This window comes from Acinetobacter sp. ANC 4648 (assembly GCF_002135345.1).
Classification (GTDB): domain Bacteria; phylum Pseudomonadota; class Gammaproteobacteria; order Pseudomonadales; family Moraxellaceae; genus Acinetobacter.
Window position 1 is genome coordinate 135,329 of the sequence record NZ_NEGI01000007.1, and the last position, 25,054, is coordinate 160,382.

Here is a 25,054-nt window from a genome sequence, read left to right on the forward strand (position 1 = left end):
TACACTTCTTTAAGTTATCTAAAAAAGGATCTCTACTTATTAGAGATCCTTTTTTAGATCGAAATATATGCTTAAATAAAGCATCATGATCAGTAATTCTGGAATGAATCCCTAACTCCGATCATTGTTGTTGCACGGCTAAAGTATTTTGCTTTTTCTTCTGCTCAATTTCTAGATTTAACCGCAAAATATCCTGATATAACGCATTAAACTGTTTTACTTGTGCATCTTGAGCAAATAAAATTTTATCACCCTGCTTTTGCCACTTGTAACTCTTCAACATTTCAAACATTGCATCAGCTTTGGTTAGGATTTGTAACTCTAGTAAAATCAAAGAATTTTCTTGATCAACTTTTAAATTTTGTTCTAATTTAGCCTGTAATGGGTCACGTATATCTCGATCAATCGGTAAAGATTTGGCTTTGGCTAAAGCCTCTTTCTTATTCTGTAAATTTTGTTTTTGATACTGTTCCGTCACTTTATGTGCAACTTTGAGCATATTTTCAGTTTCTTTATAGCCATTCTTACGATCAGCATCCAAACGGTTCACATCTAAAAACTGATCCCACTTCGCGGCTTTCAGCTCACGTAAATATTGATTACGAGTTTCAACGTTGCTCATCCAATAGTTCAATAAAAATTCTGATAAAATCTTATAGTCACCATTTAAACGATCATCATGCACATTCAGTTGTACTGGCTTAGACCAGTCTTGTGCTTGACTATAAAGTTCATTCATTTTTTCAGACATCACCACATCAAACATCTGACGATTGGCTTCATTGCGTTTCACCGAGGAATGTTCAATATATAGAAAGGCCGCAATGACAAGCAGTATTATTCCGACAACAATTAAAATACGGCGCATAAACACCTCAAATTATTTTTTTAATGAATTTGGTTTTAGCATAACTATATTTTTGAGTTTATTGAATGTTTTTCAAGCAATTAACTTCAAGCAATTGAAAAATAAATCATTATATATAGTGCTTGTCTTTTAACCACCTTATCGTATTAAATATCATCAATATTTAACGTTCAATCACCTCATGACTCAAATCATAAAAACCAGTCGTCGCTATAATCTGATCTCTGCCTGTTTTGCTTTTTTATTGTGGGGCGGTTGGACCTTCTATATCAACACCCAACAAGGTAGTTTAAAACACGGCATCATTTCCGGCTTAACTCAAGGAATCTGTAGCTTTGTGATTACTCTTTTTATGACCTTTATCATTGATAAACAATTTAATTATTTTAAAAATTTAAAAATAAAACTATTCTTGCCACCAATATTAACTGTGTTATTCACTGGAAGTTTTCTCATCTTGGTTCATCATTTAATTGGCACACCTTCAATTTTATATACCTTAACTCCCGTTTTAACTGTCGCCTTTCTTTTTGCTATTTTTACCAATTTCAAGCTCTACCAACACTATAAACAATATCAAATGCCTTAAATCAATTTAGAACCAATGACAGAATAATAGAGAGCATACCATGCAAGATCCCAATCAACTCGATGCTAGACGCCCACTTAAAGTACGCGGTAATCAGCTCAGTAAAAATTGTGCTAAATGGCTCAGCCAGAAATCGATTACGCCCAATCAAATTTCTGTATTAAGTATTGTATTTGCACTTTTTTCAGGATTTTGTTTCATTATGTCGATACATAATCTTGCATACCGCCCCTGTTGGATGATCGCAGCAGCGCTGTTTATTCAAGCACGCCTGTTATGTAATTTATTTGATGGCATGGTGGCTATTGAAGGTGGAAAATCAACAGCTTCTGGTGAATTATTTAATGATATTCCAGATCGTATTTCCGATCCGATCATTATCATTGCTGCAGGTTATTCTATTTTATGTGTCTCTTGGGGTGAAACACTGGGTTGGTTGGCAGCACTATTGGCCGTGTTAACTGCCTATGTACGTACACTGGCTGTATCTATTGGCGCGCCATCCAATTTCACTGGCCCCATGGCAAAGCAACAGCGTATGGCTTTACTGACGGTCAGCTGTATCTTAGTCGCTATAGAATATTATTTTTGGCAACAAGATTATGCCATGCTGATTGCCTTAATCCTCATGAATTTTGGCTGTATTTGGACATTGCTACGACGTACTTCCGCAGCCTATCAATACCTAGAAAAAGCCAACTAAGTTCATTATTGGTAATTTTCTTTCGTTTAATTTAACTCCACTCAAGCCAGCTCAACTTTAAATTTTAAAGTTGAGCCCCCACTACTTATTTAATCTATTATTTTTGAGAATTCGCATGCGTGTAGATATTTGGTCAGATGTAGTTTGCCCGTTTTGCTATATCGGCAAAAAACGCTTAGAACATGTCGCAGCTGAGGCTGGAATTGAATTAGAGATTATTTGGCATAGTTTCGAACTTGATCCCAATGCACCAGCAAAACACGATACTTCAAATACTGAACGTTTAGCGAAAAAGTACAGCCGTAGCATTGAGCAAACTCGAGAAATGGAAAGAAATATCGCACAAGTTGCGGCAGAAGAAGGCATCCAATTTAACTGGGAACAAGCCAATTCTGGAAATACCTTTGATGCACACCGTATTATCCACCTTGCACAAAGTAAAGGCTTAGGTAATGAAGCAGAAGAAGCCTTTTTCCATGCCTACATGACTGAAGGCATGCTGATTGGTGAGCGTGAGACTGTTGAAGATGTGGCTTCACGCATCGGCCTTGATCATACCGAAGTAGAATACGTATTAGACTCTGAAGAGTTTGCAGATTTCGTTCGTCATGATGAAAAAACTGCACATGAACAGTTAAAAGTAACGGGTGTACCTTTTTTCGTTTTTGATCAACGACTGGCACTTTCAGGTGCGCAACCTCGTGAAGTGTTCTTACAGGTCATGCAACAAGCATTATCAACGGCTAAAAACGATGGCGTTACCCAAGAAGATGCTCCAGTTTGCGATGATGACTCTTGTGATCTACCACAAAAATAATACCCAAATATCATTATTCAAGTAAGAATAACTGGTGAGAATTGCATATATCTCTATTTTTGCAATGCAGCGTTGCAAAAATAGGATTGCTCAAGCTTATTAAACTTAATTAAAATCTAAAGCTAAATTTACGTTTTACGTATTTATGCGCTGTTGTTTCTTTTGTATTTTTCTTATTTTATAAGACTGAAATCCTCCAAATTGGAGGATTTTTAGTTTCTATGGTTTGAATCATTAAGCCAACTAAAAGTATAAATCTAGTTATAATGCGAATAGGATGCTCTCCAAAGATCTATGGTTGATTTTTCAGCATGTTAAAGGTATATCCAATATATAAAATAACAATAGACGAGACTAAGTTACGACCAAATGATCTACAGTTTTTTAGCATGATTCATCCTAAATAACTCTGTTATATAAATTCGAATTTAAGTACATAATTTTAAAGATAATTCCTAGAATAGAAGCTCCGCTATTCTAGCTTTCGTAGATAAATTTAATCACCAACAAACCAAATAAAATCAATTTATTAATCTCAACAAACTAAGCCAATGAATAAGACGCTATTCAGCTGTTATTTTTTATCATAGCAAAGGCTTTATTTTCAGTGCTAAGTTTGATAAAACTAAGTCATCGTATGATTTCCATTTGTATCGCCTGATTTGCTTCACACTTTAAATATCCACCATATTCCAAGCCTATAAATTCAATATTAGAACAAGAGTGACTATGTCTAAAGATAAAAAACGCTTATTTTCAAAGCAGTATTGCGCCCTATTAGTCGGCTGTTTATTCAGTGGTTATAGCTGTGCACAAGATGTATCTCAGGAAACTTCAAATAATGCTGCTTCTGTCAGTCCCACAATAAAAGAAGATCATTCGGGCTGGCTGAGCTATATTCCGAAGATCATTGATACCACCCCCACATTATTACCTGAACAGTCTGACCTGCCCCAGGTTCCAACCACCACTGAAACTGAAAATCGGACTTGGGCTGACCAAACACAAAAATCTATCCGGAATTGGGCCGACCAGACTGCTGTCAAAATGGACAATTGGTTTGGAGAAAGCAATCCCGATAAGCCTGCAACAGCAACACTACGAATTTTGGCTGATAACAGCTGGAATAAATATGATAATTATGAAATTCAGCCGCGAATTCGAGGAAAAATTCGACTACCCACTTTAGAAAAACGCTTAAGTGTGGTCTTTGGTGATGACTCTCTAGATAATGAAATTTATAATAATATTGCGATTACCAACGACAATCCCACTAATACCTCCAATAAAAGTCTGGATCGTAAACAGATTAAAGATGATAACGGGTCAATCGCATTACGTTGGTCACAAATGAGTAAAAAACTACCTTTTAACGTCGATGCTGATCTTGGTATTCGTTCAGGTAGTGATATTTATGCTCGTTTAAAGGCTGAAAAAGATTGGGACTTATCCAATAATTTTTCATTCCATGCAGAACAAATTTACCGTTATGGAATCAAAAGTGAAAATTATTTAAGAACCAACTTAGAACTGACCCATGCACGTCCTCATGAAGCCTTTTTATCCAGTCAATTTAGTCTGACTTATGCAGATGATCAAGAGGACAATTTGACTTGGGATAATCGTATTTATCGACAACATCAATTTTTCCAAAATAATCGGTTTAACTATGGCATCTATACGGGTGGTTATTACAATGACAGCGATTTACGTTTAAACAGTTGGGGGCCCTTCATATCTTGGCGTCAACCGTTATGGCGAGAATGGTTTTTTGTACAAGGTGACTTAAACTATTTTAATGATCATCGAGAAGATCGAAGCAATTTTTTCAGTGCATTGATCCGTTTAGAAGCACTGTTTTAGTTTTTAAATATTTTTTAAGAAATCCTGAGTATACTGCGCTAAAAATTGGATCACTTTAATTGATCTAAATGAGATTTTATCAGGTACAGTCTTTTAAAATGAGCATTCTGCTGTCTATATTATTGAACGGCATGGAATTTTATGACTTTAATTTTTATCAACTCACTAACATAAATCAGAAAGCTCGCACTTTTCGCGATGATCAATATCCTCTACGTCGTTTTAATTTTCGATACCAAAATACATGCCATGTCCCCAAAAACAGGATTAACTCAATTCAAAAGAGTGAAATGACTGTTGCTGCTATTGATAACAATACGCCCGTAACAGAAGAATATATTCAATCATTAATGCAGGTTTTTGGCACAGATTCACTGCAACAACGAACCCAACAAGCGGAGCAATTGAATCCTCAAGCTACATACCAATTTAATTCACAAACCCAAAAAAAGCATTTAACCACGCAGAAAAAACGACATGTTGATATCCTAACTGAAGCATTATCCAACCTATCGCAGCTATTACCTTTTAAAAATGAAATGCGCTTAGGTTCAAATTCAAATAAAGATATGTATGTTCAGCTGAATGCATCACAAAATTGGACTCTTGATCGAAACTTAAAATTAGATGCCTCGCAGACCTATCGTTATGGTGTCGACAATAAAAACTATTTCAACACGAAGCTAAAACTGAGCCATGCCCAATCCCAAAGAGCTTCCGCTTATAATCAATTTAATCTGACCTATATTAAGCATGAAGAAGAAAATTTGATTTGGGAGGATCGAACTTATCAAAGATATCAATTTCTAAAAAATCATGCACTTATTCTAGGCATGTATAGCAGTGGTTATTATGATAAGGAAATGACCTTAAACAGTTGGGGGCCCTATCTTTCATGGCAGCAACCCATATGGCGAAATTGGTTATATATTCAAAGTGATATGAATTTTTACAATAACAAGCAAAATGGAATGGATCACACTTTAGGAAGTCGTTTGGGTTTTGAGCTACATTTTTAAATCAGCTCAAAACCAACATAAAAAAGGGCTATATCTCATAGCCCTTTTTTTATGTAAAGATTACTTCAACAATAGCTGATTAATACGTTTTACATATTCAGCAGGATCATCAGGTAACCCACCTTCAGCAATAACTGCTTGATCAAAAATCACACTGGCTAAATCATCAAATTGCTCAGAACCTTGCAATTTTTTTACCAAAGGATGTTCAGGGTTAATTTCCAAAATCGGCTTACTTTCAGGAACAGCTTGTCCTGCTTGCTTCAACATACGCAGTAATTGTGGTGATAACTCACCCTCACCCGTCACTAAACAAGCAGGTGAATCGACTAAACGCGTGGTAACACGGACTTGACTAGTTTTTGCTTTCAAAGCAGCTGTGAGCTGTTCTACAACAGGCTTAAATTGTTCAGCAGCGGCTTCAAGTGCTTGCTTCTCTTCAGCATCTTGCAAATCGCCCAGATCAACAGCTCCTTTAGATACATTTTGCAGCGGCGTACCATCAAATTCATGCACGAATTCCATCGCCCATTCATCCACACGATCAGCCATCAATAAAACTTCAATGTCTTTTTTCTTAAATAATTCAAGCTGTGGTGAATTTTTTGCAGCGCTTAAACTATCGGCAGTCACATAGTAAATCGCTTTTTGCCCTTCTTTCATTCGTGCTTTGTAATCCGCCAATGAGGTTGAAATATCATCATTGGTTGAAGTCGCGAAGCGAAGTAGTTTTAAAATGCGTTCACGGTTGGTCTGGTCTTCACCTAAGCCTTCCTTAAGTACTGAACCAAATTCAGTATAGAAGGTTTTGAATTTTTCCTGATCTGCAACTTCTTCTGATTTCGCCAAACTATCCAACATGGTTAATACACGACGTGCATTGCCTTCACGAATAGTTTTAACATCACGGCTTTCTTGTAACAGCTCACGACTTACATTCAGAGGAAGATCGGCACTATCAACCACACCCTGTACAAAACGTAGATAATTTGGAATTAGATTATCCGCCTCATCCATAATAAAGACACGTTTTACATACAGTTTAATGCCTGCTTTGGCTTCACGAGTAAAAATATTACTTGCAGCCTTGCTTGGAACATACAGCAACTGCGTATATTCAGTACTACCCTCAACACGATTATGCGCCCAAGCCAATGGTGCATCAAAGTCATGGGTTAAATTTTTATAAAACTCAATGTACTGTTCTTCAGTAATTTCATTTTTATTACGTGTCCATAAAGCACTGGCTGAGTTAATCGCTTCCCACTCATCCGTCTTCACCATATGACCTGGTTTTGCTGCTTCACCTTCAACAACTTCTTCTGGCTGCCAAACTTCTTTCTGCATTTCTATCGGCAGGCTAATATGATCAGAATACTTATTAATAATCTGTTTGACTTTATGAGACTCTAAATACTCTAGTGCATCATCACGTAAATGCAGAATAATATCGGTACCACGTGAGGCTTTGTTGATTTGCTCAACTTCAAAATCACCTGTACCTGTACTAATCCAACGCACGCCTTCAGATGCTGGAAGCCCGGCATGACGTGATTCTACTGTAATTTTTTCTGCAACAATGAAGCCTGAATAGAAACCGACACCAAATTGGCCAATCAGTTGTGCATCTGCCTTTTGATCACCTGAGAGTTTTGACATGAAGTCTTTGGTACCCGATTTTGCAATGGTACCCAAATGATCAATCGCTTCTTGTTGACTCAAACCAATTCCATTATCCGAGATAGTAATGGTTTTAAGTTCTTTATCTAGGCTAACGCGAACATGTAAGTCTGGATCATTTTCATAATATTCAGGATGATTGATCCCTTCAAAACGTAATTTGTCACACGCATCAGAGGCATTGGAAATCAATTCACGTAAAAAAATATCTGGATTTGAATAGAGAGAATGCGTCACTAAATGTAACAGCTGTGCTACTTCGGCTTGGAAACTATATTTTTGTGTACTCTGTTCGCTCATAAATCACTCCTTAAATACATCACGATCTTTTTATCGAATGTTTAATGAATTGGAGTGCGAGCTGGATTTTTCAATAGCAAAATCAATTTTTTTATTAAAAAGGTCCTTGTTCATAGATATAATTCATATAGATATCTAATTTTTGCTGACGCATTTTATAAACCTCAGATAAACAACTGACATTATCTTGGCATTGATTACGTAAAGCCAACCATTTTACCTGCTGATCTTGAATCACACCACGAGTCCCCATGGCTACCAGCTTGCGGACAATATTATAAGTAGTCACCATTTTGACATCTGCATCATTTAAACCACGATGTTCACATACCGCATGTTCTGTTTTGGTTTGTGCAGATTCGCACTTAAAACTCGCAGCTTGAATGCTCAAGGAAGCAGTCAATAAATTAAAAACTATGAAAGCAAAAGTTATCTTTTTCATGTCATCAATTCCAATTCAATGAATAAGTAGCATTAAGAATTAAAGTTAGCCCAAACAAATTTTTGATTGATTTTTATCATACCTCAATAAAAAAACCTCAGTACATATCTGAGGTTTTTTTATACTTATTTTTAAAATTAAAATTTAAAGCTATAACCTAATGTATATACAATTGGATCAATATCTAAATCAAATTTAGTACCATCAACCAAGGTCACTTCAGGACTTAATTTAGCATAACGCACATCAACATACACACCCCAGTTTTTTGCATCTGCAGGTTGGAAGTTAAAACCCAATTGACCCGCTACACCAAAAGCTTCTTTAACATCTTTAGCTACACCTTCTTCATCCCATGCAATAAATGCAGTCCCACCAAGACCGACATATGGAGTAAATCGGGTCATATTTTTAAAATTATATTTTGCCGTAATCGTCGGTGGTAAATGTTTAATTTTTGCGACGTTTGTACCATTCAATAAAATGTCATGGTTGACTGGTGTTGCCAATAATAACTCAGCAGAAAAAGGTGTATCAGCAAAAAAATATTCGACAGATGGTGTAAATGCAATCTCATTGTCTGCTTTTACCACAGCACCAGGTGCAATAACAGTATCATTCGTTGATGCGATTGCTGAAGCTCCAACTTTTACTTGCCAATCAGCAAAAGTCGCTGATGAAATCCCCATTAAAGCAATAATAATAGCTTGTTTTAACATTTTAAATTTCCACAGTGTTATTTTAATGCATAATAAACACACATTTAAATTCAATGCAAACATATAAATAATGTTTTTTAAATACATTATTAAATTACAATTAAAATCAATTGCTTAAATTTAATCATATTAATTAGGTTGGTTTTAAATCCAACCTAATTAATATACTTTATTTTATTATAAAAATATTTTTATATTTTAATTTAATTACTTTTTATTATAAAACCATGGCTGCAATCCAACCAAAAACCAATAATGGAATATTAAAATGTAGGAAGGTCGGAACAACACTATCTTTCATATGATCATGCTGTCCATCCATATTTAAACCAGAAGTCGGTCCTAAAGTTGAATCTGAAGCAGGAGAACCAGCATCCCCTAAAGCTGCTGCTGTACCAATAATGGCAATCGTGGCCATAGGACTAAATCCAAACTGAATACACAGCGGTACATAAATAATCGCTAAAATTGGTACTGTTGAAAAAGAAGAACCAATGCCTAAAGTAATCAATAAACCAATCAGTAACATTAAAAAAGCCGCTAAAGCCTGACTATCTCCAATCCAGTGGACAGATGCTTCAACCAAAGCGGGAACCTGATGTGTCGCCTCAATCACCGCAGCAAAACCTTGCGCAGCAATCATAATAAAACCAACCAATGCCATCATCCGCATGCCGGTAATAATGACATCATCCGCTTCTTTCCATTTAAAGATGCCAGCACAACTCAAAATCGCAACCCCGACCAGTCCTGCAAGAATCATAGAGTCTGAATACAATTGCACGGATAGCGTTGCCAGAACTGCAAAAGCAGCCATAAACAAAGTGAATTTCGCAATTTTTGGCACAGCATCATCAGCTTCATCGGTGGTCATTTCACCCGTAATGCTGTGAACTTTGGCTTCAACTTGAATATCTTGATAATAACGTGGTTTACGATAACTAATAAATAATGCAATCAATAAACCGACAAACATACCCACTACTGGAATGAGCATAGCATGTGGAATTTGTTCATTATTCACCGCAAATCCATACGGTTTACCAAAAGTATTAATATTCTGTGCCAAAATATCATTCAGAAAGATTGCACCAAAACCGACTGGAATCAGCATATAGGTTGCACACAAACCAAAGGTTAATAAGCAAGCTACTGCGCGTCGATCTAAATTTAAATGGTTAAATACGCCCAATAGCGGCGGAATTAATACTGGAATAAATGCAATATGTACTGGAATTAAATTTTGAGAAGAGACTGCAGCTAAAGCGATGGTCACAAAAATAATATATTTCACTTTATTTTGAGATTGACTGTCGCTATCTGTTTTTAAAATTCGTATCAACTTATAAGCCAGTAAATCAGGTAAACCTGAACGCGCCAAAGCCAGAGCAAAAGCACCCAGCACACCATAGGCTAAAGCAATTTTAGCACCGCCACCTAAACCATTATTAAATGCCTCTAAAGTCCCCTGTAAGCCTAAGCCAGCCAAAAGTCCACCAGTCACTGCACCAATAATAAGTGCAAAAACAACAGGTACACGGGCTAAAGAAAGTCCGAACATGACCACGATAGCAGCGATAATTGCAATCATAAGAAAAGTTTTTTGAAAAAGGAGGCATTTTATCAGAAATTAATCTTTTAATTTACTCCCCCTAAGTCTATTCACGCATAATAAAATCTGGCAATATTTTTCTTTTTATTATGCGTTCTTTAGCGACTTATACTCATTTTTCTGTGCAAAGATTTTGATATATTGCGCAATTTCATGAGGACGACTCAGTACCGCCCAGTGATTCGCATCCACTTCAACACGTTCAAAATCACTCGCCCATTTTGGCATTTCATCAATTAATTCAGGGCTTACAAAGTTATCTCGTTGTAGCACTATCGCTTGTACAGGACAAATTGCAAAACGTTGTCTTGGTCGGGTTAAACGTGGAATAAAGTTGGCACGATATAATCCAATACCATGCTGGCCATCAGCAGAAATATTTTGATTCAATGGTAAATCTTGCTTTTTTTCTAATTGACTTAGGACTTTACCCCATCGCTCAGGACTAAAAAAATGCCAGATAGTGGGTGCAATAATTGGTAATTGGAAAGCAACGATATACCATGACTTGACCAGTTGTTTAAAAAATGTACTCTTTTCATGGGTAAATTGATCACGCATCCAAAAGGCTGCATGATCTAAACATGGCCCAGACATAGTGGTATAAGACTGAATACGATCTTTAAATTTTGGTTCAGTCACTGATTCCCAAGATTGAATAGATCCCCAATCATGTGCAGCTAAGTGAAAGTGACGATTGGGTAGTAAAGTATTTACTACACATTCTAAGTCTAAAGATAAGCGGGCTAAAGCATAATCACGAATTCGCTTTGGAACTGTGGATTGTCCTGCACCACGAACATCATAAGTGATAATGTAAAAATCATGAATAAGCTCTTCAATGATCGGCTCCCAAACCTCTTGGTTATCTGGATAACCATGTACCAATACTATAGCCGCTTTATTTTGATCACCCCAAGTTTTAGCATAAAGTTTCTGCTCATCTTGAGTTGAAATCCAATGAGTCTGAGCGTGCATTGAGTCACCTATTTGTTATTTTAAATTGATTATTCATGTGTTGTGACGGACATTTTTATTAATGCCGTATGTCACTTTGTTCTTTATTATGATTTAAAATTTCGCAATTAGAATTGACTATGCAAAAAATTATCCAAAAAATACAGACAATCCCCCCTTTTCCTTTTCTTATGCTCAATCAATAGACATCACTAAAAGGTACACACTTAAAAATCAAAATACATTTACAAACCAATTCATGCCTTAATTTCAGACACAAAAAAAGCGCTGAATCGCGCTTTTTTCTTCACTTATTTATTTTGCTCTATGGCAGCACCTGCACCACCACCAATCGCACCACCAATGGCAGCACCCGCATTACCACCGAAAAGACCTTTACCAACTACAGACCCAATACCTGCTCCAATACCACTGTACGTTGCATTGCGGTTAGAACCATTTTGAGCTTTACTGCCGACTGCTGCACCACCACCAGCACCTACAGCTGCACCTAAACCACCACCAACACTGTTTCCAAGACCACCACCGATTGCACCACCTAAAGCGGCAGTACCAATTTGTTTTTCATTACCCGCCATATTGGTACAACCCGTTAAAGTCATCAATGGAAATGCAGCACATAATAAAACCACAATAATTTTTTTCATTGGATAACATCCTCATTAGCTTTTATTAGAATTAGCTTATTCCTGTTTAATCGATTAAATAAGTATTTTTTGTTACTTTTATCAAATTGAGCCTTTAAAAAACTTTATATATTTGAATTTTATAAAAAACAAAAAAAGACGCCCTAAGGCGCCTTTTTTTGTTCAAACATTAAACTTAGAAAGAATCTTCGTTTAATGCTTGAGAGAATGCTTGATCTACATCAGAGAAGTCATTCACTAACTCATGCTCTGCAGCTTCAGCTTCTTGACGACGACGTTCTAAATGGTAAGCAAGGCCCGTACCCGCTGGAATCAAACGACCCACAACTACGTTTTCTTTCAAGCCACGTAATTCATCTTCTTTACCTGTTACAGCCGCTTCAGTTAACACACGAGTGGTTTCCTGGAACGATGCAGCAGAGATAAACGAGTCAGTAGAAAGCGATGCTTTGGTAATACCCATTAACAAACGTTCAAACTTCGCAGGGAACTTGTTCTGAGCCAATACTGCTTGGTTTTCTTGAACCACGCGGATGTACTCAACTTGCTCACCTTTAATGAAGCTCGTATCACCACCATCAGTGATATCAACTTTACGCAACATTTGACGTACGATGACTTCAATGTGCTTATCATTGATTTTTACACCTTGGAGACGGTAAACGTCTTGCACTTCATTTACAACATAGTTTGTAAGTGCAACTTCGCCTTTCAAACGTAAAATGTCATGCGGGTTTTGTGGACCATCAGAAACGGTTTCACCACGGTTTACATGTTCACCTTCGAACACGTTCATGGTACGCCATTTCGGAATTAGTTCTTCATAAATTTCAGAACCATCATCCGGTGTAATCACAAGACGATTCTTACCTTTGGTCTCTTTACCGAAGCTTACAACACCTGAAATTTCAGCCAAGATTGCATGTTCTTTCGGTTTACGTGCTTCGAATAAATCAGCTACACGCGGTAGACCACCGGTAATATCACGTGTACGTGAAGTTTCTTGTGGTACACGACCAATAACGTCACCGACACCAATCGTTTCGCCATCACGGACAGTTACAATGGTATTTTGTGGCAAGAAGTAGAACTGTTCGCCACCATCGGTTGTATCCAACACGATTGCAGGACGTAAATCTTTACCAGAAGCAGGACGTGCTGTTACAGGTAAAATTTCAGTCGTGGTCATACCCGTTGCATCATCAGTTTTCGATGTTGCAGTTACACCATCAGCAATTTGGCTGAAACGTGCTTTACCTGCTACTTCTGTAACAAGTGGATGTGTATGCGGATCCCAAGTTGCAACAATACCACCGCCTTCAACAGCTTCACCATCTTTCAACAAGATTGACGCACCATATGGCAGTTTGTAACGTTCACGTTCACGACCGATCTCATCCGCGATACCAATTTCACCTGAACGCGAAACAGATACCAAGTGACCTTTAGCATGTTGTACAGTTTTCACGTTATGGAAACGTACTGTACCTTTGTTACGTACTTGAACGCTATTTGCAGCAGAAGTTCGGCTTGCAGCACCACCCACGTGGAATGTACGCATGGTTAACTGGGTACCCGGTTCACCAATTGATTGTGCAGCCATAACACCCACAGACTCACCAGGATTTACCTGATGACCACGAGCCAAGTCACGACCATAACATTTAGCACATACACCGAAAGTAGAAGCACAGTTTACAACTGAGCGTACTTTAATTTCGTCAACACCCGCATTTTCAATAAATGCAGCAAGTTTTTCATCAATTAAAGTATTACGTGGAAGTAGAACTTCGTCAGAACCAACACGTTTCACATCTTCAGCAACAACACGGCCCAATACTCGCGCACCAAGGTTCTCAATAACATCACCACCTTGAATGAATGGTGTCATTACTAGACCGTCTAAAGTACCGCAATCTGGTTCTGTAATTACTAAATCTTGTGCAACGTCAACCAAACGACGAGTCAAGTAACCTGAGTTCGCTGTTTTAAGTGCTGTATCGGCCAAACCTTTACGCGCACCATGTGTTGAGATGAAGTACTGAAGTACTGTCAAACCTTCACGGAAGTTTGCTTTAATTGGGGTTTCAATGATCGAACCATCTGGCTTCGCCATCAAACCACGCATACCTGCAAGCTGACGAATCTGCGCCGCACTACCACGGGCACCAGAGTCAGACATCATGTAGATACTGTTGAATGATTTTTGCTTCTCATCTTCACCCTGTTTGTTTTTAACAGTAGTGAAAGACAAGTTATCCATCATCGCTTTCGCAACTTGGTCATTGGTACGTGCCCAAATATCGACGACTTTGTTATAACGCTCACCAGCAGTTACGAAACCTTGCTCGAATTGTTGTTCAATTTCACGAACTTCAACTTCTGCTTTTTCGATAATTGCTTGTTTTTGTGGTGGAATGAGCATGTCTTCCATACCCACAGAAACGCCTGAACGAGTCGCTTGACGGAAACCCAAGTACATTAATTGGTCAGCAAAGATAACAGTATCTTTCAAACCCAATTTACGGTAGCAAGAGTTAATCAATTTAGAGATGTTCTTTTTAGTCATCTCAACGTTGATTTGTTGGAAATCCATACCTTCAGGAACAACTTCCCAAAGTAAGCAACGACCAGGAGTCGTATCCACAATAATCGTTTGATGTTCACGATTACCATCTTCATCAATCACAGTCTGGTGTACACGTGCTTTAACGCGAGCGTGTAAGTTCACTTGACCCGTTGCCAATGCACGATTTACTTCATCTGTGTCCGAGAACACCATGCCTTCGCCTTTGACATTGATTGCATCACGAGTGATGTAATACAAGCCCAAGACCACGTCTTGAGAAGGTACGATAATTGGCTCACCATTTGCAGGTGACAAGATGTTGTTAGTCGACATCATTAACGCACGAGCTTCTAACTGAGCTTCAATGGTTAATGGTACGTGTACCGCCATTTGGTCACCGTCGAAGTCGGCGTTAAACGCAGCACAGACTAACGGATGCAAACGGATCGCTTTACCTTCAATGAGAATAGGTTCAAATGCTTGAAGACCTAAACGGTGAAGCGTTGGCGCACGGTTCAACATCACTGGATGTTGACGAATAACAGATGCAAGCACGTCCCAAACTTCTGGAGTTTCACGCTCAACCATTTTCTTCGCAGCTTTAATGGTGGTTGCTTGACCCGAAGCTTGTAGTTTTGCAAAGATGAATGGTTTGAATAATTCAAGTGCCATTTTCTTTGGAAGACCACATTGGTGTAAACGTAGAGTAGGACCAACGGTAATTACCGAACGACCTGAATAATCCACACGTTTACCCAACAAGTTTTGACGGAAACGACCTTGTTTACCTTTGATCATATCTGCCAAAGATTTAAGAGGACGTTTGTTCGAACCTGTAATCGCACGGCCACGACGACCGTTGTCTAACAATGCATCTACAGACTCTTGTAACATACGTTTTTCGTTACGTACGATAATGTCTGGAGCAGCAAGGTCTAAAAGACGTTTTAAACGGTTGTTACGGTTAATCACACGACGATAAAGATCGTTCAAATCAGAAGTCGCGAAACGACCACCTTCAAGTGGAACTAACGGACGAAGATCAGGTGGAAGAACTGGAAGTACAGTCAACACCATCCATTCTGGTTTGTTGTTCGAATCGTTGAATGCTTCCATCAACTTCAAACGTTTAGACGCTTTTTTAAGCTTCGTCTCTGAAGTTGTTTGTGGAATTTCTTCACGTAAACGAGCAATTTCAGCTTCAAGATCGATGTCTTTCAACAAGTCTTGAATCGCTTCTGCACCCATTTTCGCGCTGAACTCATCACCGTGTTCTTCTAATGCAGTGAAGTATTCTTCATCATTAAGAAGTTGATATTTCTCCATTGGAGTCATACCAGGATCAGTCACAACGTATGATTCGAAATACAATACACGTTCGATATCACGTAGAGTCATGTCTAATAATAGACCAATACGGGACGGTAATGATTTCAAGAACCAGATGTGCGCCACTGGAGATGCAAGATCAATATGACCCATGCGCTCACGACGAACTTTTGCAGTAGTTACTTCAACGCCACATTTTTCACAAATGACGCCTTTGTATTTCATACGCTTGTATTTACCACACAAGCATTCGTAATCTTTTACTGGTCCAAAAATCTTGGCACAGAATAAACCGTCACGTTCTGGTTTAAAGGTACGATAGTTAATCGTCTCAGGTTTTTTAACTTCACCATGAGACCATGACTTAATCATTTCTGGTGACGCAAGACCAATACGGATGCGATCAAACTCTACTGGAGCATGACCGTCTGAATCCGTCTTTTTGCGCATGATATCGAGCAAGTCTTTCAATTTTTTTCTCCGTGTGTCGAGGAGCTGTTCACTCCCCGACTGGGTCACAAATATTGTTTTTTCCTGAAAATTTGGATTAAGCCTAAAGCTTAATCACCATTTTTCAGTTCAATGTTGATACCTAAAGAACGGATCTCTTTGGTCAATACGTTGAACGATTCAGGCATGCCCGGATCCATATAATGGTTACCATCTACAATATTTTTATAGATGCGAGTACGACCTTCAACATCATCCGATTTAACTGTTAGCATTTCTTGCAACGTATACGCCGCGCCATATGCTTCAAGTGCCCAGACCTCCATCTCACCAAAACGCTGACCACCGAACTGAGCTTTACCGCCCAATGGTTGTTGCGTTACAAGAGAGTAAGAACCAGTAGAACGTGCATGCATTTTGTCATCAACCAAATGGTTCAATTTCAGCATGTACATATAACCAACAGTTACTGGACGGTCAAAACGTTCGCCTGTACGTCCGTCATACAAGACTGTTTGCCCTGTACGTGGAATGTCAGCAAGCTCAAGTAACTCTTTGATTTGATCTTCATTAGCACCATCAAATACTGGCGTTGCTAAAGGAACACCTTTACGCAAGTTTTTAGAAAGCGCTAAGATTTCATCATCAGTTAAGCTATCAAGATCTTCTTGCTCGCCACCAACTTTGTTATAAATCTTGTCTAAGAAGATACGCATTTCAGCAATGGTACGTTGTTGTTGCAACATCTTGTCAATTTTATCGCCAAGACCTTTTGCTGCCATCCCCAAGTGAGTCTCAAGAATCTGACCCACGTTCATACGTGATGGTACACCCAATGGGTTAAGTACGATATCAACAGGAACACCATGGATGTCATGTGGCATGTCTTCGACTGGTAAGATGTTAGAGACAACACCTTTGTTACCATGACGACCCGCCATTTTATCACCTGGTTGGATACGACGTTTTACAGCTAAATACACTTTAACAACTTTCAATACACCAGTTGTAAGCTCATCACCTGTAGAAAGTTTGCGTTTTTTCTCAGCAAATTTTTCATCAATTTCAATGCTCTTCTCTTTTAAGAACACTTGAATTTGAGTTAAACGTTCAGCAATGCCTTCATCAGCCGGTTGAATCTCAAGTAGATCAACAAACTCTAAACCAGACAACATATCTTCAGAAAGTTTGTCACCACGTTTAGTCGTGCCACCGCCATTCGATTCTTGGCCAGTCAACAAGCGAACAATACGTTCACGTGCTGCTTCTTCAAAGATTTTGTATTCTTCTTTCAAGTCTTTACGGTAAGCGTCAAGTTGAGCTTTCTCAATTGCTTGAGCACGTTCATCTTTCTCAATACCATCACGTGTAAATACTTGTACGTCAATGACTGTACCTTTAGTGCCCGATGGAACACGTAAAGAAGAGTCTTTCACGTCAGCCGCTTTTTCACCAAAGATTGCACGAAGCAGTTTTTCTTCTGGTGTTAATTGCGTTTCACCTTTAGGGGTTACTTTACCAACAAGAATGTCACCCGCAGTCACTTCAGCACCGATATAAACGATACCTGACTCATCCAATTTAGACAGTGCAGCTTCACCAACGTTAGGAATATCCGCAGTAATTTCTTCTGCACCTAACTTCGTATCACGCGCTACACATGATAATTCTTGAATGTGAATTGAAGTCAAACGGTCTTCTTGAAGCACACGCTCAGAAAGTAAGATTGAGTCTTCGTAGTTGTAACCATTCCAAGTCATGAATGCAACGCGCATATTTTGACCGAGTGCTAATTCACCACCGTCTGTAGATGGACCATCAGCCAATACATCGCCACGACCAACTTTATCACCCAGGTTCACAAGAACTTTTTGGTTGATACATGTATTTTGGTTCGAACGTGTGTATTTGATCAGGTTATAGATATCTACACCTGCTTCACCTGCAATCATTTCGTCTTCATTCACACGAATAACGACACGTGATGCATCTACAAACTCGATACGTCCACCACGACCAGCGATCACACATACACCTGAGTCATGTGCTACATTCGCTTCCATACCTGTACCAACAAGTGGTTTGTCAGCAAGCAAAGTCGGTACTGCCTGACGTTGCATGTTTGAACCCATCAATGCACGGTTGGCATCATCGTGTTCAAGGAATGGAATAAGTGATGCAGCAACAGAAACAACCTGCTGTGCAGATACATCCATATGCGTCACTTTTTCAGGCGGCATACGAACGAAGTCACCTTCATGACGTACAGAAACAAATTCTTCAGCCAAACGACCATCTTTATCCAATGCAGAATCGGCCTGTGCAATCACAGTACCCACTTCTTCAATTGCAGAAAGATATTCAATATCAAGTGTAACTTGGCCATCAACAACTTTACGATACGGGGTTTCTAAGAAACCAAAATCGTTTGCTTTTGCATATACAGAAAGCGAGTTGATCAAACCAATGTTTGGACCCTCTGGCGTTTCAATTGGACATACACGGCCATAGTGAGTTTGATGTACGTCACGTACTTCAAATCCAGCACGTTCACGTGTCAAACCACCAGGCCCAAGCGCTGATACACGACGTTTGTGTGTAATTTCAGACAATGGATTATTTTGATCCATGAACTGAGACAATTGGCTTGAACCAAAGAATTCTTTGATTGCCGCAGCCACTGGCTTCGCATTGATTAAATCTTGCGGAGACAAGTTATCTGTTTCAGCTTGGCTTAAACGTTCTTTAACAGCACGTTCAACACGAACTAAACCAACACGGAATTGGTTTTCTGTCATTTCACCAACAGAACGTACACGACGGTTACCTAAATGGTCGATATCATCCACTTCGCCTTTACCGTTACGGATTTCAACGAGTGTTTTAAGTACGTCAATGATGTCTGAGTTTGAAAGAATACCTTCAACTTCACGTGATTTCTGATCTGTTCCAACTTCGTAAGGACGACCTAAACGACGGTTGAACTTCATACGACCTACAGGCGATAAATCATAACGCTCTGTCGAGAAGAACAAGTTATTGAATAAATTTTCTGCCGCTTCTTTTGTTGGTGGCTCGCCTGGACGCATCACTTTATAGATTTCTACAAGTGCTTGCTCACGACCTTCAGTCGCATCCACACGTAGAGAATCAGCAACGAATGAACCACGGTCGATATCGTTGGTATACAGTAGGTTAAATTGCTTAACACCACCTTCAGCCAAACGTACCATCACTTCATGACTCAATACTGTATTTGCAGCAATAACTTCGCCATTATGCAAAGGTACATCTTGAGCAACAATACGTTCATATAAGTATTCATCAGGTACAGGAAGCTTAGTTAAGCCAGATGCTTCCATTTGACGTACATGACGCGCATTAATACGTTTACCTTGTTCAACAATAACCTTGCCATCATTATCAGCAATGTCAAATTGTGCCATCTCACCACGTAAACGCTCAGGTACGAGGTCAATTTGGTAACTACCCATATCTAGGTATACTGGCACTTTTTCATAGAACATATCTAGGATTTGTTCGTTGTTATAGCCTAGAGCACGTAAAACGACAGTTGCTAACAATTTACGACGACGGTCAATACGAACGTAAACTAAATCTTTGGCATCAAATTCAAAATCTAACCACGAACCACGGTAAGGAATGATACGTGCTGAATACAGCACTTTACCACTTGAATGCGTCTTACCTTTATCATGATCAAAGAATACGCCTGGTGAACGATGTAACTGAGATACAATTACACGCTCTGTACCATTGATCACAAAAGTACCATTTTGGGTCATGAGTGGCATTTCACCCATGTACACTTCTTGCTCACGAACGTCTTTGATTGATTTCGTTTCACGATCTTTAATGATCAAACGAATTTTTACGCGCATTGGTGCCGCAAAAGTTGAGCCACGAAGAATACATTCGCGTACATCAAATTCTGGTTTACCAAGACTATACTCAACGAATTCTAAAGCAGCATTGCCAGAATAACTTTCAATTGGAAACACTGAACGAAATGCCGCTTGGAGACCGATATCTTCGCGATTTTTTGGAGTTTTACCGCCTTGTAGGAATGTTCTGTACGAGTCGACTTGAATCGCGAGCAGGTACGGAGCATCCATCACTTGGGGCAATTTACCAAAATTCTTACGGATCCGTTTCTTTTCGGTATATGAGTATGCCATCTGGAGTCCTCGGAAAGTAAACTAAGCCCGCCTGCAGAACGGGCTCAGAAGGAATTACGCAGGTCGATATGACCACCACCTTTACAAATGCTGCAATTTTTCGGTGGTATTAAAACGCTTAACAATATTTTTAATAGTGAAAAATATTGGTAAATGTTTGATTTTAATCGTTTATTTTATAAATTGACGATTTTTTAACTATCAACTCAAAATCGAGCCGATTATTGTAACGCAAAAAGGCTGATGACCCAAGAGCCATCAGCCATTTTTGGAGCCGATTATAAAAAATCAACTCCTGCACAAATTACTTAACAGTAATTGTAGCACCAGTAGTTTCAAGTTTAGCTTTCAATGCTTCAGCATCTTCTTTAGAAACACCTTCTTTAAGAATTTGTGGAGCACCTTCAACTAAATCTTTAGCTTCTTTCAAGCCAAGACCAGTAACTTCACGAACTGCTTTAATTACAGCTACTTTGTTCGCGCCAAAAGAAGTCAATTCAACATTGAATTCTGATTGCTCTTCAGCAGCAGCAGCAGCAGGACCAGCAGCTACAGCTACAGCAGCTGCAGATACGTTGAATTTTTCTTCGAAAGCAGAAATAAGTTCAACAAGTTCAAGAACAGTTTTTTCAGCAACTGCGTTTAGGATTTCTTCGTTTGTTAAAGCCATGAGAGTAACTCCAAATGGGTATTGAATGGTGTGAAAGTAGATTTAAGCTTCTGTAACTTCTGGAGCTTCGTTTTTCTCTTGAAGCGCTGTAAGTAAGCGGCCCAATTTCGAAATAGGAGCTTGAAGAACAGATGCGAGCATAGTGAGCGCTTTTTCTTGATTTGGAAGATTCGCGATAACACTAATTTCTTCACCTTGATAAAGTTTGCCGTCAAATGCAGCAGCCTTTAATTCAAATGCTTTATTAGTTTTAGCGAATTCTTCGAACAAGCGTGCAGCTGCACCCATATCGTCTTCAGAAGTTGAGAATGCTAAGATTGTTGGGCCAACAAGGGTGTCATTCAAAATAGCGAATTGCGTATCTTGAAGAGCACGTTTAGCTAAAGTATTACGTACAACACGTGTAGCAACACCTAGTTTACGAGCTTCAACACGAAGAGCAGTTAATTGCCCAACGGTTAAACCTTGGTAGTCAGCAACAACGGCAGCGAAAGCTGTAGAAGCAGTTTCAGCCACTTCAGCAACGATCTGTTTTTTGCTTTCTATAAGAAGAGCCATTGTAAATCCTCCTAACAGTGATTTATGTACTCAAACGAGTACACTCCCAATTCGTAAGTCACTAAACATTTGACTTACACGCGGAGGAGGAATAAATCACACCACCGCGTCTACTCGGACTGGAATTTTAAGAAGAAAGCTCCGAAGAGCCCTCCTCGCCCGAGGTCTTTGACGCTGATAAATTTACACTTATCAATTCAAAGTTCGCCTGAAAAACACAAGAACAATGGAATCCAACATTCTCATGCCAACTTTAAAGCTATGCTTCAAAGTTAATACAGGGCTTTAAAATTCTGTAATAATTTTACGAAACGTAAAATTACTTAGTAACGTTTGCTACATCAATGATCAAACCTGGACCCATAGTAGAGCTCAAAGTGATCTTCTTGATATAAATACCTTTAGAAGTCGCAGGTTTTGCTTTCTTAAGGTCAGCTACAAGAGCTTCAAGGTTTTGACGGATAGCAGCAGCTTCAAAGCCAACTTGACCAATCGCAGCGTGGATGATACCACCTTTGTCAACACGGTAACGCGCTTGACCAGCTTTTGCATTTTTAACTGCAGTCGCTACATCAGGAGTTACAGTACCCACTTTAGGGTTAGGCATTAAACCACGTGGACCAAGAATTGTACCCAACTTACCTACAACGCGCATAGCGTCAGGAGCTGCGATTACAACATCAAAGTCCAAGTTACCCGCTTGAATGCTTTCAGCAAGATCATCAAAACCAACGATGTCCGCGCCTTCAGCTTTAGCAGCTTCAGCAGCAGCGCCTTGAGCAAACACAGCAACACGTACAGTTTTACCAGTACCTGCAGGAAGTGTAGTCGCGCCACGAACAACTTGATCCGATTTACGTGGGTCAACGCCCAAGTTTACCGATACATCCATAGATTCTTTGAATTTAACAGCTGAAAGTTCATTAAGAACCTGAACCGCTTCTTCCAAAGTATAAACTTTTTGAGCTTCAACAGCAGCAGCAATAGCTTTTTGACGTTTAGTTAACTTAGCCATGTCTTATAGTTCCACTTCCAAGCCCATAGAACGCGCAGAACCAGCAATGGTACGTACACGTGCGTCTAAATCAGCACCAGTTAAATCTGGTTCTTTAGTAGTCGCAATTTCTTCTAACTGAGCGCGAGTCAACGTACCAACTTTAGTTTTGTTAGGTACAGCTGAACCCTTTTGAATACCAGCAGCTTTCTTAAGAAGAACAGCAGCAGGAGGAGTTTTCATGATAAATGTGAACGATTTATCGTTATACACAGTAATCACAACTGGAATTGGAAGACCAACTTCAACTTTTTGTGTCGCAGCATTGAATTCTTTACAGAATGCCATGATGTTAACACCACGTTGACCCAATGCAGGACCAATCGGTGGAGATGGATTTGCCTTACCAGCTGGAACTTGCAGCTTGATATAGCTGTCAATTTTCTTAGCCATTTCAAATTACCTCTGGGTACAAACGCCGCTAGGCTCCCCAAGTCTACGTATAACAACAATAAATCATTGTTATAATAATAATGCCCGATAAATCGGGCGTTTTTCCAACCAATTGAAATTAAATTGTTTTTTCGACTTGGCGAAATTCCAATTCAACTTGAGTTGGTCGATTAAATACATTAATCGTCAACGTTAAACGCGACTTATCGTACAAGACTTCTTCCACCACACCTTTAAAGTCTGTGAATGGACCATCTGTAACTAATAATTCTTCGCCTGGCTCAAACATTGTCTTAGGACGAGGTGCTTCACCAGTATTGCGTACACGAGCAAGAATTGCATCAGCTTCTTTTTGCGTAATTGGCGCAGGTTTTTCTGCTGTACCACCAATGAAGCCCAATACTTTTGGACATTCCTTGACAATATGCCAAGTATCATCATTCATTTCCATTTCGACCAATACATAGCCTGGAAAGAATTTACGCTCTGACTTACGTTTCTTACCATCCTTCATCTCTACCACTTCTTCGGTAGGAACGAGGACTTCACCAAAACTATCAGCAACAGCGCTACGCTGGATTCGATCATTAAGTGAACGCATCACTTGTTTTTCATAACCTGAATAGGCATGAAGAATGTACCAACGTTTCATAGCTCTCTTACCCGATAATAAACTTCATAAACCAACCAATTAAGTAGTCAAAACACCACAAAACGATTGCAGCAACAACAACGACCAGTAAAACCTGCCATGAAGTGGTTACTGTTTCATGTTTCGTTGGCCAAGTTACTCGACGTAATTCTATACGCGAATCTTGAAGCAAACGAACAAAGCCTTTGCCTTGATGGGTGGCGTATAATAAACCCAAAGCCACAACGATACAAGCAATAATTACCCCGATGCGTACCCAAATACTATTTGCTGGCGCCCAATATCCAGGTAAGAATTGATTCACCATAAGTGCAGCAATGATTAAAGTCAATGCAATAATCCACAACACAATATCGAGTGGAGAACCAGAACCAACTACTTCAGCTGAATTATTTCTTTGAGGAATTGCTGCGTCGCCCATGGCGTCACGTGATTTATCATTCGACATTTTTGTACTCGTCGTAGGTTTCGCGACTTATTATATGACAATTTAGCTGGCATCAAGCTTTTTATTAAAAAAATAATTTGGCAGGCCAGGAGGGACTCGAACCCCCAACATTCGGTTTTGGAGACCGACGCTCTACCAATTGAACTACTAACCTTTTACAAAAACATGCCGAAAATCGAAATTCTCGGCATGAATATACTTCAATTCTATTATGCAGTTACTTTAGCAACTACACCAGCACCAACTGTACGACCACCTTCACGGATCGCAAAACGTAGACCTGGGTCCATTGCGATTGGGTGAATTAGTTCTACTGACATTTCAACGTTGTCACCTGGCATAACCATTTCAACGCCGTCTTGTAATTGGATAGCACCAGTTACGTCAGTTGTACGGAAATAGAACTGTGGACGGTAACCGTTAAGGAACGGAGTATGACGACCACCTTCTTCTTTCGAAAGTACATATACTTCAGCATCAAACTTAGTATGCGGT

20 protein-coding genes, 1 tRNA gene and 1 pseudogene are annotated in these 25,054 nt (G+C 39.2%); 5 read left to right on the forward strand and 17 right to left on the reverse strand.

All coding sequences use genetic code 11. The features are described from left to right. Nucleotides 1-121 precede the first annotated feature (121 nt). Nucleotides 122-868 carry a hypothetical protein gene (locus B9T27_RS12790; protein ID WP_086207197.1) on the reverse strand — a complete coding sequence of 249 codons (747 nt, stop codon included), beginning with the start codon at nt 866-868 and terminating at the stop codon, nt 122-124. A gap of 181 nt (nt 869-1,049) precedes the next feature. Here B9T27_RS12790 and B9T27_RS12795 point away from each other — a divergent pair, with 181 nt between their 5' ends. The 5 genes from B9T27_RS12795 (at nt 1,050) to B9T27_RS12815 (ending at nt 5,859) form a co-directional block, all read left to right on the forward strand. Further along, the gene (locus B9T27_RS12795) at nt 1,050-1,457 is read left to right on the forward strand and encodes a hypothetical protein (protein ID WP_086207198.1); all 408 of its coding nucleotides are present in this window, start codon (nt 1,050-1,052) and stop codon (nt 1,455-1,457) included. A gap of 40 nt (nt 1,458-1,497) precedes the next feature. Then, nucleotides 1,498-2,160, forward strand: coding sequence for a CDP-alcohol phosphatidyltransferase family protein (locus tag B9T27_RS12800; RefSeq protein ID WP_086207199.1), 663 nt, complete (start codon nt 1,498-1,500; stop codon nt 2,158-2,160). A 115-nt stretch (nt 2,161-2,275) separates the two neighbouring features. Next, nucleotides 2,276-2,977: a DsbA family oxidoreductase gene (locus tag B9T27_RS12805; protein WP_086207200.1), complete on the forward strand. Its 702-nt coding sequence runs from the start codon at nt 2,276-2,278 to the stop codon at nt 2,975-2,977. A gap of 729 nt (nt 2,978-3,706) precedes the next feature. After that, the gene (locus tag B9T27_RS12810; protein ID WP_086207201.1) at nt 3,707-4,840 is read left to right on the forward strand and encodes a hypothetical protein; all 1,134 of its coding nucleotides are present in this window, start codon (nt 3,707-3,709) and stop codon (nt 4,838-4,840) included. 290 nt (nt 4,841-5,130) lie between these two features. Further along, the gene (locus B9T27_RS12815) at nt 5,131-5,859 is read left to right on the forward strand and encodes a hypothetical protein (protein ID WP_086207202.1); all 729 of its coding nucleotides are present in this window, start codon (nt 5,131-5,133) and stop codon (nt 5,857-5,859) included. Between the two features lie 60 nt (nt 5,860-5,919). Here the strand turns inward: B9T27_RS12815 and htpG are convergent, their stop codons facing one another. The 16 genes and pseudogenes from htpG to B9T27_RS12895 form a co-directional block, all read right to left on the reverse strand. Next, complete coding sequence (htpG, locus tag B9T27_RS12820; RefSeq protein WP_086207203.1) at nt 5,920-7,839, reverse strand: molecular chaperone HtpG; 1,920 nt, start codon at nt 7,837-7,839, stop codon at nt 5,920-5,922. A gap of 94 nt (nt 7,840-7,933) precedes the next feature. Next, nucleotides 7,934-8,281 (reverse strand): lysozyme inhibitor LprI family protein, encoded by a 348-nt coding sequence (locus tag B9T27_RS12825; protein ID WP_086207204.1) that lies wholly within the window; start codon nt 8,279-8,281, stop codon nt 7,934-7,936. A gap of 137 nt (nt 8,282-8,418) precedes the next feature. Further along, nucleotides 8,419-9,000, reverse strand: a complete 582-nt coding sequence (locus B9T27_RS12830; protein ID WP_086207205.1) for an OmpW/AlkL family protein — start codon at nt 8,998-9,000, stop codon at nt 8,419-8,421. Nucleotides 9,001-9,217: 217 nt separating this feature from the next. Then, nucleotides 9,218-10,591: a Na+/H+ antiporter family protein gene (locus B9T27_RS12835; RefSeq protein WP_086207206.1), complete on the reverse strand. Its 1,374-nt coding sequence runs from the start codon at nt 10,589-10,591 to the stop codon at nt 9,218-9,220. A gap of 108 nt (nt 10,592-10,699) precedes the next feature. Then, nucleotides 10,700-11,590 (reverse strand): alpha/beta fold hydrolase, encoded by an 891-nt coding sequence (locus B9T27_RS12840; RefSeq protein ID WP_086207207.1) that lies wholly within the window; start codon nt 11,588-11,590, stop codon nt 10,700-10,702. Between the two features lie 290 nt (nt 11,591-11,880). Beyond that, nucleotides 11,881-12,237 (reverse strand): DNA transfer protein p32, encoded by a 357-nt coding sequence (locus tag B9T27_RS12845; protein WP_086207208.1) that lies wholly within the window; start codon nt 12,235-12,237, stop codon nt 11,881-11,883. Between the two features lie 175 nt (nt 12,238-12,412). Then, nucleotides 12,413-16,606 carry a DNA-directed RNA polymerase subunit beta' gene (gene rpoC, locus B9T27_RS12850; protein ID WP_086207209.1) on the reverse strand — a complete coding sequence of 1,398 codons (4,194 nt, stop codon included), beginning with the start codon at nt 16,604-16,606 and terminating at the stop codon, nt 12,413-12,415. A gap of 89 nt (nt 16,607-16,695) precedes the next feature. Then, nucleotides 16,696-20,784, reverse strand: coding sequence for a DNA-directed RNA polymerase subunit beta (rpoB, locus tag B9T27_RS12855; RefSeq protein WP_086207210.1), 4,089 nt, complete (start codon nt 20,782-20,784; stop codon nt 16,696-16,698). Between the two features lie 304 nt (nt 20,785-21,088). Beyond that, nucleotides 21,089-21,454: a 50S ribosomal protein L7/L12 gene (gene rplL, locus B9T27_RS12860; RefSeq protein ID WP_086207211.1), complete on the reverse strand. Its 366-nt coding sequence runs from the start codon at nt 21,452-21,454 to the stop codon at nt 21,089-21,091. 42 nt (nt 21,455-21,496) lie between these two features. Next, nucleotides 21,497-22,012, reverse strand: coding sequence for a 50S ribosomal protein L10 (gene rplJ / locus B9T27_RS12865; RefSeq protein WP_086207212.1), 516 nt, complete (start codon nt 22,010-22,012; stop codon nt 21,497-21,499). Nucleotides 22,013-22,331: 319 nt separating this feature from the next. Beyond that, nucleotides 22,332-23,027 carry a 50S ribosomal protein L1 gene (gene rplA / locus B9T27_RS12870; protein WP_086207213.1) on the reverse strand — a complete coding sequence of 232 codons (696 nt, stop codon included), beginning with the start codon at nt 23,025-23,027 and terminating at the stop codon, nt 22,332-22,334. Nucleotides 23,028-23,030: 3 nt separating this feature from the next. Then, on the reverse strand, nt 23,031-23,459 hold the full coding sequence (rplK, locus tag B9T27_RS12875) for a 50S ribosomal protein L11 (protein ID WP_086207214.1): 429 nt from the start codon (nt 23,457-23,459) through the stop codon (nt 23,031-23,033). A 118-nt stretch (nt 23,460-23,577) separates the two neighbouring features. Continuing rightward, nucleotides 23,578-24,111: a transcription termination/antitermination protein NusG gene (gene nusG, locus B9T27_RS12880; protein ID WP_086207215.1), complete on the reverse strand. Its 534-nt coding sequence runs from the start codon at nt 24,109-24,111 to the stop codon at nt 23,578-23,580. Nucleotides 24,112-24,118: 7 nt separating this feature from the next. Continuing rightward, entirely contained in the window at nt 24,119-24,559 is a 441-nt protein-coding gene (gene secE, locus B9T27_RS12885) for a preprotein translocase subunit SecE (protein ID WP_086207216.1), read from the reverse strand. A gap of 78 nt (nt 24,560-24,637) precedes the next feature. Further along, nucleotides 24,638-24,713 (reverse strand) — tRNA-Trp (locus B9T27_RS12890). Nucleotides 24,714-24,768: 55 nt separating this feature from the next. Then, nucleotides 24,769-25,054: pseudogene (locus tag B9T27_RS12895) on the reverse strand (elongation factor Tu); the annotation flags it as partial.

Excerpts from the sequence above, each read along its gene's own strand:
- rplL (WP_086207211.1), bottom strand. The coding sequence starts at position 21,454 with ATGGCTTTAACAAACGAAGAAATCCTAAACGCAGTTGCTGAAAAAACT.
- rplK (WP_086207214.1), bottom strand. The coding sequence starts at position 23,459 with ATGGCTAAGAAAATTGACAGCTATATCAAGCTGCAAGTTCCAGCTGGT.
- B9T27_RS12830 (WP_086207205.1), bottom strand. The coding sequence starts at position 9,000 with ATGTTAAAACAAGCTATTATTATTGCTTTAATGGGGATTTCATCAGCG.
- rplA (WP_086207213.1), bottom strand. The coding sequence starts at position 23,027 with ATGGCTAAGTTAACTAAACGTCAAAAAGCTATTGCTGCTGCTGTTGAA.
- B9T27_RS12795 (WP_086207198.1), top strand. The coding sequence starts at position 1,050 with ATGACTCAAATCATAAAAACCAGTCGTCGCTATAATCTGATCTCTGCC.
- nusG (WP_086207215.1), bottom strand. The coding sequence starts at position 24,111 with ATGAAACGTTGGTACATTCTTCATGCCTATTCAGGTTATGAAAAACAA.
- htpG (WP_086207203.1), bottom strand. The coding sequence starts at position 7,839 with ATGAGCGAACAGAGTACACAAAAATATAGTTTCCAAGCCGAAGTAGCA.
- B9T27_RS12790 (WP_086207197.1), bottom strand. The coding sequence starts at position 868 with ATGCGCCGTATTTTAATTGTTGTCGGAATAATACTGCTTGTCATTGCG.
- rpoB (WP_086207210.1), bottom strand. The coding sequence starts at position 20,784 with ATGGCATACTCATATACCGAAAAGAAACGGATCCGTAAGAATTTTGGT.
- rplJ (WP_086207212.1), bottom strand. The coding sequence starts at position 22,012 with ATGGCTCTTCTTATAGAAAGCAAAAAACAGATCGTTGCTGAAGTGGCT.
- B9T27_RS12805 (WP_086207200.1), top strand. The coding sequence starts at position 2,276 with ATGCGTGTAGATATTTGGTCAGATGTAGTTTGCCCGTTTTGCTATATC.
- B9T27_RS12835 (WP_086207206.1), bottom strand. The coding sequence starts at position 10,591 with ATGATTGCAATTATCGCTGCTATCGTGGTCATGTTCGGACTTTCTTTA.
- secE (WP_086207216.1), bottom strand. The coding sequence starts at position 24,559 with ATGTCGAATGATAAATCACGTGACGCCATGGGCGACGCAGCAATTCCT.
- B9T27_RS12825 (WP_086207204.1), bottom strand. The coding sequence starts at position 8,281 with ATGAAAAAGATAACTTTTGCTTTCATAGTTTTTAATTTATTGACTGCT.
- B9T27_RS12800 (WP_086207199.1), top strand. The coding sequence starts at position 1,498 with ATGCAAGATCCCAATCAACTCGATGCTAGACGCCCACTTAAAGTACGC.
- B9T27_RS12845 (WP_086207208.1), bottom strand. The coding sequence starts at position 12,237 with ATGAAAAAAATTATTGTGGTTTTATTATGTGCTGCATTTCCATTGATG.
- B9T27_RS12815 (WP_086207202.1), top strand. The coding sequence starts at position 5,131 with ATGACTGTTGCTGCTATTGATAACAATACGCCCGTAACAGAAGAATAT.
- B9T27_RS12840 (WP_086207207.1), bottom strand. The coding sequence starts at position 11,590 with ATGCACGCTCAGACTCATTGGATTTCAACTCAAGATGAGCAGAAACTT.
- B9T27_RS12810 (WP_086207201.1), top strand. The coding sequence starts at position 3,707 with ATGTCTAAAGATAAAAAACGCTTATTTTCAAAGCAGTATTGCGCCCTA.